Raw genomic sequence first — 12,158 nt, forward strand, 5'->3', positions numbered from 1 at the left:
CCCTACGGGGTCAGGAGAACCTTGATGGCGCGCCTTTCGTCCATGGCGCGGTAGGCCTCGGGTGCCTCCTCAAGCGGCATGACCGAGTCGAACACCCGGCCCGGATTGATGGTGCCGTCCAGCACGTCGGCCAGCAGTTCCGGGATGTAGGTCCGGGCCGGGGCCATGCCGCCGCCGATCGTGATGTTGGTGTCGAACAGGAAGCGCAGCGGGGCCTCGGCCCCGCCGGTGGGGACGCCCACAAAGCCGAGTGCGCCGCCTGGGCGGACGCTGTGCAGCGCCTGCTCCATGGATTCCTTGGTTCCCACGCATTCCAGCACGGAGTCGGCCAGCACTCCGCCGAGCAGTTCGCGGACCTTGGCGACGCCTTCGTCCCCGCGTTCGGCGACGATGTCCGTGGCTCCGAACTCACGGGCGATCGCCTGGCGGTCGGCGTGCCGGGACATGGCGATGATCCGCTCCGCGCCGAGGCGCTTGGCGGCCAGCACTCCGCAGAGGCCGACGGCGCCGTCGCCTACCACGACGACCGTCCGGCCGGGGCCGGCCTTGGCGGCGAGGGCCGCGTGGTGGCCGGTGGCCATGACGTCGGAGAGCGTGAGCAGGCTGGCGCGGAGGGCGTCGTCGGGCTCGGTGACACCCGGAACCTTGACCAGCGTGGACTCGGCGAGCGGCACGCGGACAGCCTGGCCCTGGCCGCCGTCGATCCCGTGACCGGTGTCATCCTTGCCACCCCAGCCGGCGAGGTGGTCGCAGGCGACCGTGACGCCGTTGAGGCACTGGGGGCACTCGCCGCAGCTGACCAGGAAGGGCGCGATCACAAAGTCGCCCACGGCAAGGTCCTTGACGTCCTCGCCGATGCTTTCCACCGTCCCGATGAACTCGTGTCCGATTGCGGACGGCTTGTGGGTGGGCTTGACGCCGCGGTAGGGCCACAGATCCGAGCCGCAGACGCAGGAGGCGGTGACCTTCACGACGACGTCGGTGGGCAGCTGGAGTGTGGGGTAGTCGCGGTCTTCGACTCGGATGTCGCCGGGACCGTGGATGATGGTGGCGCGCATGGGGGCTCCTCGCATTTGTGGTGGATGGGCTGGGAACGAGTTTAGTCGCGCAGAACGCCGGCCACGTAGACGAGGACAAGCAACGCGGGGTCAGATACGGCCCATTTGCCGCCCGGCATGGGCTGTATCCGACCCCGCGTTGCCTTCTAGACGGCTTCGAGCACGCTGACGTAGTTGGCGATGCCCACGCCGCCCATGTTCTGCACCGCGGCCCGGCGCGGGCTGGCCAGCTGCATGGCTCCGGCCGTCCCGGTAAGCTGCATGGCGGCGATGACGTGCTGGGAGACGCCGGTGGCGCCGACGGGGTGGCCCTTGGCCTTGAGTCCGCCGGAGACGTTGACCGGCAGCTTGCCGTCCTTGAAGACCCAGCCTTCCTCGAGCGCCCGGGCCCCCTGGCCGCGTTCGGTCAGTCCCATGGCTTCGTACATGAGCAGTTCGGCGATGGTGAAGCAGTCGTGGACTTCCGCGAAGTCGAGCTCCTCCAACCCGACGCCGGCCATCCCCAGGGCGCGCTGCCAGGAGGCCCGGGTGGCGGCGAATTCGGTCGGGTCCCGGCGCTCGGCCGGGAAGAAGTCGTTCGCCTGGCCGAAGCCGGCGAGCCGCACCGGTGCGGTGGCGCCGCCGGTGGGGGCGACGCTGAGGACGACGGCGGCGGCGCCGTCGGACACGGGGGAGCAGTCGGTGCGGCGCAGCGGATCTGCCACCATCGGGTTCTTGTCCGAGACGGTGCGGCAGAACTCCTCGCCGAGATCCTTGCGGAGCTGGGCGTAGGGGTTGTCGACGCCGTTGCGGTGGTTCTTCGCCGCGATGGTGCCCAGGACGTCGCCGAGGTTTCCGTTGCCGTCCCCGTAGCGCTTCCCGTAGTGCTTCGCGACCTCGGCAAAGAGCCCGGTGAACCCCGTGGTGGAGGCCTTGCCGGCCATGTCGTAGTCCGCACCGAGCAGGGCCGCACCCACGACGTCGGCCCCGGCCTGCGTCATCTTCTCGGCCCCGATCACCAGGACGGTCTTCGCGGTACCGGCCAAAAGGGACTTGGTGCCCTGCTGGAACGCGGCCGAGCCGGAGGCGCAGGCGTTCTCGACCCGCGTGGACGGCACGTTGGCCAGCTGGTCCGAGACCTGGAGCGCGAGGGAGGACGGGAAGGCTAGCGGCATCATGCCGGAGTTGAACTGGCCGAGGTAGATTTCGTCGATCTGGCCGGGCTCGATCCCGGCGTTGCCGATCGCCTCGGTGGCGACCTGCACGATCAGGGACTCCAGCGTGTCGTCCGTCAGCTTGCCGAAGCGGCTGTGGCCCCAGCCGGTGAGCAGGACGTCCTTGCCGAACTGTTCCTTCAGGCTCATGCCCCTGCCACCTCCACGGTGTCTTCGATCGCAAGGGTTCCTTCGAGCTCAGGGGCGACGTCGAACTCTGCCTCGGTCTTGTCGCGGATCTCCTCCACGGTGACGCCGGGCGCCAGCCGGGTCAGCGTCAGCTGCCGGCCTGCGCCTGTTTCTTGTTCATGCTTCACCAGGTCGAAGACCGCGAGGTCGCTGATGATGCGGTCCACGCAGCTGAGCCCGGTGAGCGGCAGCGTGCATTCCTTGACGATCTTGGCGGTGCCGTCCTTGGCGTTGTGCTCCGTCAGGACCACGACGCGCGGCGTGCCCGCCACGAGGTCCATGGCGCCTCCCATGCCCTTGACCATCTTGCCGGGGATGGTCCAGTTGGCGAGGTCGCCGGCGCCGGAGACCTGCATGGCGCCGAGGATCGCGACCTTCACGTGGCCGCCGCGGATCATGCCGAAGGAGGTCGCGGAGTCGAAGATGCTGCCGCCGGGCAGGACCGTGACGGTCTGCTTGCCGGCGTTGATGAGGTCGGCGTCTTCCTCGCCCTCGTAGGGGAAAGGGCCCATGCCGAGCAGGCCGTTCTCGCTCTGGAGGACAACGCGGACGCCGTCGGGCAGGTTGTTGGCCACCAGCGTGGGGATGCCGATGCCAAGGTTGACGTAGTCGCCGTCGTTCAGTTCTTCGGCCGCGATTGCGGCCATTTCATCTCGGGTCCAAGCCATGGTGATTCTCCTGAAAACGTGTGGGTGGGCGGCGCGCAGGCCGGATTAGACGGTTGCGGTGTGCGCCGCTTCTGCTTCCACTTCGAGCCGGGGGCGGACGGTGCGCTGTTCGATGTCCTTCACGCGGCCGCTGGCCTGGACCAGGCGCTGGACGAACACGCCGGGGGTGATGATGTGGTTCGGGTCCAGCTGGCCGGGCTCGACGATCACCTCGGCTTCGGCGACCGTCACAGCTCCGGCCGTAGCCACCACCGGATTGAAGTTCTGCGCGGTGTACCGGTAGATCAGGTTGCCGTCGGTGTCGGCGGTGTGCGCGTGGACCAGTGCGACGTCGGCCTTGATGGCGCGTTCCAGGACGAAAGTCTCGCCGTCGAACTCCGCGAGCGGTTTGCCTTCGGCGACGAGGGTGCCCACGCCGGTCTTCGTGTAGAAGGCCGGGATTCCGGCGCCGCCGGCGCGCAGCCGCTCGGCAAGGGTGCCCTGCGGGGTGAACTCCACCTCCAGCTGGCCGGCGAGGTACTGCTCGGCGAAGAGCTTGTTTTCCCCGACGTAGGACGCGATGACTTTGCGGACCTGGCCGCCTTCGATCAGTATGCCGAGGCCCTTGCCGTCCACGCCCATGTTGTTGGACACGACCGTCAGGTTCTTCACCCCGGAGTCCCGCACTGCCTCGATCAGGTCAGCGGGGATTCCGCTGAGACCGAACCCGCCGACGGCGAGCGTCATGCCGTCCCGCAGTACGTCCTGCAGGGCCGCCGCTGCCCCGGATTTCACCTTTGACATTGCATCTCCTCATTGAGCCGTTGAGTCACCGGCCGCCGGGCCGCGAAGCCCGCGCCGTGATCCACGTTGTGGACTATTCGCCTGAGGAAGGAGCCTATGGTGTGGCGTGGAGCACTGTCAACGCCGAATTTGCGCCAAGGCCAGTGCATTTTTACAGTGTGGACGGTAGGCTGATCGGTGTCCACAATGTGGATCATTCTGAGGAATCGCGAGGAAAATGATGAACTCCGTCCCCGTGCAGGGCGCCCAGGTGGTGAGCCGGGCCGCGGCCCTGCTCAGGATCGTGGGCCAGAAGCCGGAAGGCTCCCCGCTGGTGGAGCTGGTGCGCGAATCGGGACTGACGCGCCCCACGGTGCACCGGCTGCTCAGCTCTCTGGCGGCCGAGGGCCTGCTGGACCAGGATCCGGGCACCGGCAACTGGGTGCTGGGCCCGGAGATCCTGCTGCTGGGGTCCGTGGCCTCGGCGCGTTTCCCACTGGAGGACATCGCGAGGCCGAGCCTCCGGCGCCTCGCCGAAGAGACCGGCGAGAGCGCGTTCTTCTCCATCCGCCGCGGCAACGAAACGGTGTGCCTGCTCCGCGAGGAAGGCAGCTTCCCGGTCCGTTCCTTCGTGCTGCACGAGGGCGTGCGGTTTCCGCTCGGTGTCGCCTCAGCCGGCACCGCAATCATGGCCTTCCTGCCGGCAGAAGAACAGGAAGAGCTGCTCGCAAACTGGGCAGCGCACGCCGGCAGCTTTGCGGCCGCGCACACTGAAGCGCGTGTCAGGGAAAACCTCGAAGCGACGCGGCAGGCCGGTTATTCGGTCAACCCGGGGCTGGTCCTGGAAGGCAGCTGGGGGATGGGCGCGGCGGTCTTCGACCAGCGGGGCCGCCCCGCCTGGGCGCTGTCCCTGACCGGCATCGAGCCGCGCTTCCGGGAAGACCGGCGTCCGCAGCTGGGGCGGCTGCTCATGGATGAGGCCCACCGCATCTCGACGCTGCTGCAGGGCTAGAGGTAGTAGTCGCGAGGCTCTTGCGCAGGCGCCGCTTGCGTCAGAAGCTGGCAGCAAAGGCCGCAATCGCGTCGAGCCGAAGGAGCGCAGCCTCATGAAAAACATCAAGATCTCTTTCGATCACTATGGCAGCCCGGACCTCGTCACTGTTGGCGATGAGGAACTGCCGGTTCCGGGGGAGAACGAGGTCCAGGTGGGAATCCGCGCCATCGCCGTCAACCCGATGGACTGGAAAGTCGTTGCCGGCTACCTGGAGCGGCACCTTCCGCTGGACTTCCCTGCAGTTCCCGGCTGTGAGGCGGCAGGAATGGTGACCGCCGTCGGCCCCGGCGTGACCGGGTACGAGGTGGGCGACGAGGTCATCTGGAATGGCATTACCGGAGGCTACCGCGCCGTCGCCAATTTTCCGCCCAGCCAGCTGACGCCAAAGCCCGCGGGCATCGATTTTGAGCAGGCGGCGTGCGTCGCGATAGCTGGCGGCACAGCGTATTCGGCGCTGGTCCAGCTTGGCATTGGCATGGGGGACACGGTCCTCATCCACGGCGCAGCGGGCGGGGTCGGCTCGGCGGTGGTCCAGATCGCGCGGCACCTCGGCGCCCAGGTCATCGGCACCGCTTCAGAGCAGAATCATGACTATTTGCGCGGCCTCGGCGCCGAGCCTGTGGCCTATGGCGAAGGGCTCGTGGAACGCGTCCGCTCGCTGGGCACCATCACCGCCGTCGTGGACACCTTTGGCGGGGAGGAGACGACGACGGCGACGGTCCATTTGCTCGGCGGCCACGGCGCCGCGGTGACCACTATGCCTGGAAAAGAGGCCAACGCCGCCGGAATTGCACCGGTCAGGCTGCTGGACGGACGGGTAGCGGAGGCGGCCCGGCTGTCGGCCGATGGAAAGCTCCGCTTCAGCATCCAGGAGCGGATTCCCCTTACCGATGCGGCCCGGGCGCTGGGCATCAGCCGCGCAGGCCATGTCCGGGGCAAGCTCGTGCTGATCCCGTAAAAAGTACTGTCGTGGGGCACTTTGACACGGACGCGCCGACCGTTGAGGTCAAAAAGGCCCAGCCACGGTTCAAAGTGCCCCGTTTCGGCCTGCAGCCCGGCCCCGGGATCCTCGGCTCAGGCTATTTCCACCACGTATCGAAAATCGTCACCGGGACCGTGCGCTTGTGCCGGGTCCGCAGGTACATCGACTCGATCCGCTCGGCCGCGGCATCCGGGACGTCGCGGCCCTCGAGGTAGTCATCGATCACGTCGTAGCCCAGGCCGAGCTCGTCCTCGTCGGTGCGGCCGGGCTTGCCGTCCAGGAGATCCGCCGTCGGGATCTTTTCCCAGATCCGGGCCGGGGCGCCGAGTTCGGCCAGCAGCGCGCGGTTCTGGCGCTTGTTGAGGCCGAACAGCGGCAGGATGTCCGCGCCGCCGTCGCCGAACTTGGTGAAGAAGCCGGTGACGGATTCGGCACCGTGGTCCGTGCCGATCACCAAGTAGTTGTGCTCGCCGGCCAGAGCATATTGGGCGATCATCCGGGTCCGGGCCTTGGTGTTGCCCTTATGGAAATCGGAGATCTCCGTGCCGACCGTCTTCTCGAACTCGTCCTCGAAGCCGTCCACCGCCGCTGAGATATTGAACGTCCACTCGGTCTTTGCACGCACGAAGTCCAGCGCCGCCTGGGCGTCGTCCTCGTCATGCTGGACGCCGTAGGGGAGCCGGACGGCCACGAAGTTTGCCTCGGTGCCCTCGGCCTCGAGCTCCTCGACCGCCAGTTGGGCCAGCCGCCCGGCCAGGGACGAGTCCAGGCCGCCCGAGATGCCCAGCACGAAGCCCTTGGTGTGGGTGGCCGTCAGGTACTCCTTGAGGAACGTCACGCGTTTGCGCACCTCCCCCGCGGGGTCGATCCGGGGCTGCACGCCCATTTCCTCGATGATCTTCGCCTGGAGTTCACGCATGCCTCACAGCCTAGCCAGCGCTGTCAACAACGCTCAACTGCTGCAGCCGGGCTGGTCCGAAACGCGCGCGAATACCCCCTCCCGCGGCGCCGCGCGCAGGCGTAGCGTGGGGCCATGGAGAAGACCGGATGCGCGGTGGTGGGCGGTGGACCTGCGGGGATGATGCTGGGCTTGCTCCTGGCACGGGCCGGGGTGCGGGTGACGGTGTTGGAGAAGCACGCGGACTTCCTGCGCGACTTCCGCGGCGACACAGTGCACCCGTCCACCATCCGGCTCATTGACGAACTCGGACTCGGCCAGGAATTCCGAAGGCTGCCGCAGAGCCGCCTGAAGAATGTCGTTTTCCCGGTCCCGGGCGGGCCGCCGGTGACTATGGGCGACTTTGACGCCCTGCCGCCGCCGTACAACTACATCGCCATGATGCCGCAATGGGATTTCCTGAGCTTCCTCGCCGACGCCGCAGCACAGGAACCGGGATTCACGCTGCTCATGAGCCACACCGCCACCAGTTTGGTCCGCAACGGGGGCCGCGTCCGTGGAGTCCGCTTCCGGACCCCCGACGGCACGCAGGACGAACTCCTGGCGGACCTGGTGGTTGCCACCGACGGCCGCCATTCCGCGCTGCGCGCCGCGGCCGGGCTGGCGCCAAAGGAGTTCCCGGTGCCCTTCGACACCTGGTGGTTCCGGCTGCCCCGTTATCCGTCCGAAACGGGTGAGGTGGCCGGGCTCGTGCCGGCGTTCGGCCCCGGCGAGGCGCTTATTGCCCTGTTCCGCAACGACTACTACCAAATGGGCTACCTCGCCGCCAAGGGCGCCGGCGCCCGGATCCGTGCGGAAGGCGTGGAGGGCTTCCGACGGCGGGTCGCGGCGCTCCGCCCGGACCTTGCGGACCGCGTTGACGCCATCGCGTCCCTCGATGACCTCCATTGGCTGGACGTGCGCCTGAACAGGCTGCGCTCGTGGCATATCAACGGGCTGCTGTGCATCGGGGACGCCGCGCATGCGATGTCCCCGGCCGGCGGCGTGGGAATCAACCTCGCCATCCAGGACGCGGCGGCCGCCGCCGAGTACCTGGCCCCCGCCCTGCTCCGGGGCCGTGTGACCACGGCAGACCTGGAGAAAGTAGAACGACGGCGGCGGCTGCCCACCGTCATTGTGCAGACCGTCCAACGGATCATGCAACGCGCGATCTTCGTCCCGATCATGACCGGGAAGCGGACAAAGTTTCCGGCCGCGGCACTCTTCTTCGCCCGGCACGTTCCGGCGTTCCGCACCATCATTCCCCGCTTCATTGCCTTTGGTCCGCGCCCCGAGCACGCCCCGGCCTTCGCACGGCGCGCCCCGCAACACAGCTAGCAGAACCGAGGAACCGATCATGGGCCAACTGGTAGTCCAGGAATTCGTCACGGCCGACGGGTTCGCGACCAACACCAACAATGAGTTCACGGCCTACGAACTGATCGAAGGCGGCACCGCCGAGCTCGACCAGAGCCAGCTCGCGTGGCTCGAGACAGTCGAGGCGATGGTCCTCGGGGCAACCACCTACCGGATGTTCGTTGAATTCTGGCCGACTCCCGCATCCGAGGGAGAGATCATTGCGCCGGCGATCAACGCACTGCGCTGCTACGTGTTTTCCCGGCAGCTCCAGAACGCGCCGTGGGGCGCATTCCCCGCGGCGACCATTGAATCGGGCGATGCGGTCGTGGCGATCCGCCGCATCAAAAGCGAGGTCGCCGGCACGATTGTGCTCTGGGGCAGCCTGACCCTGAGCGAGGCGTTCTTCGCGGCCGGCGAAGTGGACGCCGTGCGCCTCGTTGTCATACCGATTGCGACCGGCGCGGGGCGTGGCGTGTTTCCGGCCGGCCAGGACCCGACCCTGTTGAGGCTGCTGAGCGCGAAGACGTACGACGCCGGGCTGGTCGAGCTCGAATACGCCCTAAGTGCGGGCCGGTAGGTCTCGCGCGAAGGAGATAGAGGCCACCGCTGACATCTGGCCCGCCGACATACAGGACTCCGGCTGGGAATCCGCGGCGGACCAGCCACTAAACTGGGACCCATGACTGCCACCCGTGACTTCGCAGCCGACGCTGCCGCTGCCCGTGCCCGACTCCTGGAACTGATCAAGGAACTGGCCGTCGTCCGCGGCAAGGTCACCCTCTCCAGCGGCGCGGAAGCCGACTACTACATCGACCTGCGCCGCATCACCCTGCACCACGAGGCGTCCAAGCTGGTGGGAACGGTCATGCTCTCCCTGATGGAGGACGCCGGGATCGATTTCGAGTGCGCCGGCGGGCTCACCATGGGGGCAGACCCGGTGGGCACCGCCGTCATGCATGCCGCCGTCGACGCCGGCCGCCCGGTGGACGCGTTCGTCGTCCGCAAGGCGCAGAAGTCCTACGGTATGGGCCGCCAGGTGGAAGGCCCCTCGGTCGAGGGCCGCAAGGTCCTGGTCCTGGAGGACACCTCAACCACCGGCGGGTCCGCGCTGACCGCCGTCGAAGGCGTCCGCAAGGCCGGCGGCAACGTGGTGGCCGTCGCCGTGATCGTGGACCGCGACACCGGAGCCAAGGAAAAGATCGAGGCCGAAGCCGGCGTTCCGTACCTCTTCGCCTTCGGCAAGGACGAACTGGGCCTCAGCTAGGAGTTCCCCTCTGACCTGCGCCGGTGGACGGGGTATGGGCCGTGACCTATCATTTGTCCCATACCCGTCCCTTATTTCCATCTGGAGAACACGCGCCATGCTCCCGTCCGAACAGTCCCTGAACAGCGGGGTGAATCCTGGTCCGGAAGTCCAGGGCGCCGACATCTCGGTGGGCACGGTCGACCAGATCCAGAACCTGATCCTGGACAGCGCGGACTTCGAAGCGTTCCTGAACGAACTCGCGCGATTTTCCGCGCACCAGGTGGCGGGCTCCGGCGACGACGCGCTGTGCGGAATTACCTTGCTCCGGGACCGCAAGGCCGCCACGATCGGGTGGAGCAGTGACTCCGCCCGCGAAGTGGACGAGATCCAGTACTCGCTGTCCCAGGGCCCCTGCCTGACCGCTGCCAAGGAGGAACGGGAAGTCTACGTCCCGGACCTCTTCGACGAGGACCGCTGGGGCCCTGATTACGCCTCCGCCGTCGCCTCGCACGGCCTGCGCTCGGTGTTGTCGGTGCCTTTCCACCTCCAGGGCGAAGCCCAGGCGGCACTGAACCTCTACTCCGATGTCCCGCACAAGTTCGACGGCGACGTCGCGGTCCGGGCCCGCGGCTACACCCGCGAAATCTCCCAGGCGCTGCGGCTGGCAGTCCGGTTCTCGCTGCACACTGACAGTGCCACGAACCTGCGCGCCACGCTTGAATCCCGGACCGTGATCGACATGGCCATCGGGATCGTCATGGCGCAGAACCGTTGCGACCAGGAAACCGCGGTCCGGATCCTCACCGACGCCTCCAGCAACGGCAACGTCAAGCTGCGCGACATCGCCAAATCCCTGGTGCATTCTGTCGGCGGAACGGCAACCCGGACGCATTACGAGGAGCCGGAAAGGCAACAGGCAGGCTAAACCGGCAGCCGCCTATGACTTGTGTGCAACCACAAGCGCGGATACGCTGAATGAGGTTGAGCCGTCGGCCATAGATGCCTTCTTTGGAGTACCTATGGACCAAACACTGCAAGCCCACGTCAAACTCGATGTCGTTTCCGACGTCGTCCGGATTACTGTCCGGGGGAGCCTCACGCAAGCCTCCCGCCCCTCCCTGGTGCAGATTATCCAGCGCGTTCGCCGCATGGGAATCATCTCGCACATCCGCGTCGACCTCGGCCTGGCCGCATTCGTGGAATCATCGGCGCTGGCCGGCCTGCGCCACGACCTCAACGCGATCGACGGCGTCAGCGCCGGCTCGGAGACCGCCGGCATGCCAGCCCCCGGCGGCGTCTCCCTGGAACTGACCCCGCACCGCGACGATTCCGCCGCAATGCCCACACTGGACATGGTCGGGGAATTCGTGGCCTCCGTCGATCCCTCGGGCACCCGTCAGCTGACCCGGTTCTCCGACGACGAACTCTTCGCCGCGTCCGACTCGGTGTTCGGCCTGCTCGACGACCCCACTGACATGGCCCGCTCGGAACTGCTGGCGACCTATGACGAGATCGGCATGGAGATCAGCCGTCGCGAAGACGGCCGCGAGCCCGAGCCTGTCTAGCCGGCCAGCGGCGCCAGCGGCGCCAACGGCGCTCCAGACTGGCCTTCTCTTTTCCGGATGGGTCCGGTTTCTCATCCCCGCCGGACCGTGGATACGGTAGTGATGTGCCGGCCGAGATGGAACCGAACCATCCGCGAGGCCCCGGAGCTGCCGAGGCCCGCATGCTCCGCCGCGCCGTCGAGCTTAAACGGGTTTCCCGGCGCACGTTCCTGATCGGCGCCGGGTCCGCGTCGGTGCTGGCCGCGGACATGCTGTTCACGCAGCGCGTGCAGGCCGAGCGGCGCGTCACCCGGATCCTCGAAGTGCCCGATGACGTCGCCGAACGGTATTTTCCCCACGCCAGCTGGATCTTCTTCCCCGGCTACAAGACAAGCTGGGAAGAAGCACTGTGGATCCTGAACGCCCTGCGCGGATCCCTGAACAAGAGGGGCCAGCTCGCCGCCGTCGGCTATTCCAACGAGGGGCTGGACATCGACGAGGTGGTCATTGCCGTGATCGAGCACGTCCGCGCCCACAATCTCACCACCCTCTACTTCTACGGCCACAGTTTCGGCGGCATGGTGGCAACCCAGGTGGCCGCCCGGCTGCGCGAGCTGCACGGCGTCGAAGTGGCATTCATCCTCCTCGACTCCAGCCCCGCGAGCCGGCACGACGTGCTGGACCAGAGCTGGTTTGAGGGCGTGGTGCTGCTCTACGAAAGCGGGTTCCGCTTCCCCTCAGTGCTGCGCGGCGGCTACGAGCTCGGCGAGAGGATGCTGCACAAGAATGAGCGCAGTTGGGGCCAGATCGTGGACCAGACCCTGGAACAGCTCTCGCCGATCGCGCCGTCCAGTGTGCTGATCCAGTCCGAATCCGCCTACATCTACCACTTTGAGGTCAGCCGTTTCGTCGGGAAGATCGGCGAAACAAAGATGGCGTTCATCGGCAACCCCCGGGACAAGTCCGTGGACTACGAGACCGCCCGGGATACGTGGTCACTGACCTTCAAGGCCAACATGGCCTCGGATGACCTGCGCACGGACGGGGCGAGGCCGGAGCACGCGAGCCCGGGCTGGAGCCCGTTCGTCTACCGGCCCATCATCGACAAGCTCCAGGACGACCTCTTCCCGCTGCCGGGCGGCGGCGGGAAGATGACCGCGTTCTGA

13 protein-coding genes are annotated in these 12,158 nt (G+C 67.3%); 8 read left to right on the forward strand and 5 right to left on the reverse strand.

Annotated elements, in window-relative coordinates; all coding sequences use genetic code 11:
• Nucleotides 1-2: 2 nt before the first annotated feature.
• The 4 genes from BLS42_RS08645 to BLS42_RS08660 form a co-directional block, all read right to left on the reverse strand.
• Nucleotides 3-1,058: a zinc-dependent alcohol dehydrogenase family protein gene (locus BLS42_RS08645; RefSeq protein WP_090579465.1), complete on the reverse strand. Its 1,056-nt coding sequence runs from the start codon at nt 1,056-1,058 to the stop codon at nt 3-5.
• A 146-nt stretch (nt 1,059-1,204) separates the two neighbouring features.
• On the reverse strand, nt 1,205-2,401 hold the full coding sequence (locus tag BLS42_RS08650) for an acetyl-CoA acetyltransferase (protein WP_090579467.1): 1,197 nt from the start codon (nt 2,399-2,401) through the stop codon (nt 1,205-1,207).
• On the reverse strand, nt 2,398-3,108 hold the full coding sequence (locus BLS42_RS08655) for a CoA transferase subunit B (RefSeq protein WP_090579471.1): 711 nt from the start codon (nt 3,106-3,108) through the stop codon (nt 2,398-2,400). Before BLS42_RS08655 ends, BLS42_RS08650 begins: the two co-directional genes overlap by 4 nt.
• Nucleotides 3,109-3,153: 45 nt before the next feature.
• On the reverse strand, nt 3,154-3,891 hold the full coding sequence (locus BLS42_RS08660; RefSeq protein WP_090579474.1) for a CoA transferase subunit A: 738 nt from the start codon (nt 3,889-3,891) through the stop codon (nt 3,154-3,156).
• A gap of 220 nt (nt 3,892-4,111) precedes the next feature.
• Between BLS42_RS08660 and BLS42_RS08665 the strand changes: the two genes are divergently transcribed.
• Both BLS42_RS08665 and BLS42_RS08670 read left to right on the forward strand, forming a co-directional pair.
• Nucleotides 4,112-4,882 (forward strand): IclR family transcriptional regulator, encoded by a 771-nt coding sequence (locus BLS42_RS08665; protein WP_090579682.1) that lies wholly within the window; start codon nt 4,112-4,114, stop codon nt 4,880-4,882.
• A 94-nt stretch (nt 4,883-4,976) separates the two neighbouring features.
• Entirely contained in the window at nt 4,977-5,882 is a 906-nt protein-coding gene (locus BLS42_RS08670; protein WP_090579476.1) for an NADP-dependent oxidoreductase, read from the forward strand.
• A gap of 121 nt (nt 5,883-6,003) precedes the next feature.
• Here the strand turns inward: BLS42_RS08670 and nadE are convergent, their stop codons facing one another.
• On the reverse strand, nt 6,004-6,825 hold the full coding sequence (gene nadE, locus BLS42_RS08675) for an ammonia-dependent NAD(+) synthetase (RefSeq protein WP_090579479.1): 822 nt from the start codon (nt 6,823-6,825) through the stop codon (nt 6,004-6,006).
• 114 nt (nt 6,826-6,939) lie between these two features.
• Here nadE and BLS42_RS08680 point away from each other — a divergent pair, with 114 nt between their 5' ends.
• From BLS42_RS08680 to BLS42_RS08705, 6 genes are all read left to right on the forward strand, one after another.
• Nucleotides 6,940-8,181 (forward strand): FAD-dependent oxidoreductase, encoded by a 1,242-nt coding sequence (locus BLS42_RS08680; protein ID WP_090579482.1) that lies wholly within the window; start codon nt 6,940-6,942, stop codon nt 8,179-8,181.
• Nucleotides 8,182-8,200: 19 nt separating this feature from the next.
• A complete protein-coding gene (locus tag BLS42_RS08685) occupies nt 8,201-8,779 on the forward strand; it encodes a dihydrofolate reductase family protein (protein WP_090579485.1) in 579 nt (192 codons plus the stop codon).
• 102 nt (nt 8,780-8,881) lie between these two features.
• On the forward strand, nt 8,882-9,466 hold the full coding sequence (pyrE, locus tag BLS42_RS08690; RefSeq protein WP_090579488.1) for an orotate phosphoribosyltransferase: 585 nt from the start codon (nt 8,882-8,884) through the stop codon (nt 9,464-9,466).
• A gap of 97 nt (nt 9,467-9,563) precedes the next feature.
• Nucleotides 9,564-10,373, forward strand: a complete 810-nt coding sequence (locus tag BLS42_RS08695; RefSeq protein WP_256336346.1) for a GAF and ANTAR domain-containing protein — start codon at nt 9,564-9,566, stop codon at nt 10,371-10,373.
• 94 nt (nt 10,374-10,467) lie between these two features.
• Nucleotides 10,468-11,013: a hypothetical protein gene (locus BLS42_RS08700; RefSeq protein ID WP_090579491.1), complete on the forward strand. Its 546-nt coding sequence runs from the start codon at nt 10,468-10,470 to the stop codon at nt 11,011-11,013.
• Nucleotides 11,014-11,117: 104 nt separating this feature from the next.
• The gene (locus BLS42_RS08705; protein WP_371129536.1) at nt 11,118-12,158 is read left to right on the forward strand and encodes a thioesterase domain-containing protein; all 1,041 of its coding nucleotides are present in this window, start codon (nt 11,118-11,120) and stop codon (nt 12,156-12,158) included.

Origin of the sequence: Arthrobacter sp. ov407, from assembly GCF_900102895.1 — a bacterium.
Taxonomy (GTDB): domain Bacteria; phylum Actinomycetota; class Actinomycetes; order Actinomycetales; family Micrococcaceae; genus Arthrobacter.

Coding starts and splice junctions, on each gene's coding strand:
- BLS42_RS08645 (WP_090579465.1), bottom strand. CDS start 1,058: ATGCGCGCCACCATCATCCACGGTCCCGGCGACATCCGAGTCGAAGAC.
- BLS42_RS08650 (WP_090579467.1), bottom strand. CDS start 2,401: ATGAGCCTGAAGGAACAGTTCGGCAAGGACGTCCTGCTCACCGGCTGG.
- BLS42_RS08655 (WP_090579471.1), bottom strand. CDS start 3,108: ATGGCTTGGACCCGAGATGAAATGGCCGCAATCGCGGCCGAAGAACTG.
- BLS42_RS08660 (WP_090579474.1), bottom strand. CDS start 3,891: ATGTCAAAGGTGAAATCCGGGGCAGCGGCGGCCCTGCAGGACGTACTG.
- BLS42_RS08665 (WP_090579682.1), top strand. CDS start 4,112: ATGAACTCCGTCCCCGTGCAGGGCGCCCAGGTGGTGAGCCGGGCCGCG.
- BLS42_RS08670 (WP_090579476.1), top strand. CDS start 4,977: ATGAAAAACATCAAGATCTCTTTCGATCACTATGGCAGCCCGGACCTC.
- nadE (WP_090579479.1), bottom strand. CDS start 6,825: ATGCGTGAACTCCAGGCGAAGATCATCGAGGAAATGGGCGTGCAGCCC.
- BLS42_RS08680 (WP_090579482.1), top strand. CDS start 6,940: ATGGAGAAGACCGGATGCGCGGTGGTGGGCGGTGGACCTGCGGGGATG.
- BLS42_RS08685 (WP_090579485.1), top strand. CDS start 8,201: ATGGGCCAACTGGTAGTCCAGGAATTCGTCACGGCCGACGGGTTCGCG.
- pyrE (WP_090579488.1), top strand. CDS start 8,882: ATGACTGCCACCCGTGACTTCGCAGCCGACGCTGCCGCTGCCCGTGCC.
- BLS42_RS08695 (WP_256336346.1), top strand. CDS start 9,564: ATGCTCCCGTCCGAACAGTCCCTGAACAGCGGGGTGAATCCTGGTCCG.
- BLS42_RS08700 (WP_090579491.1), top strand. CDS start 10,468: ATGGACCAAACACTGCAAGCCCACGTCAAACTCGATGTCGTTTCCGAC.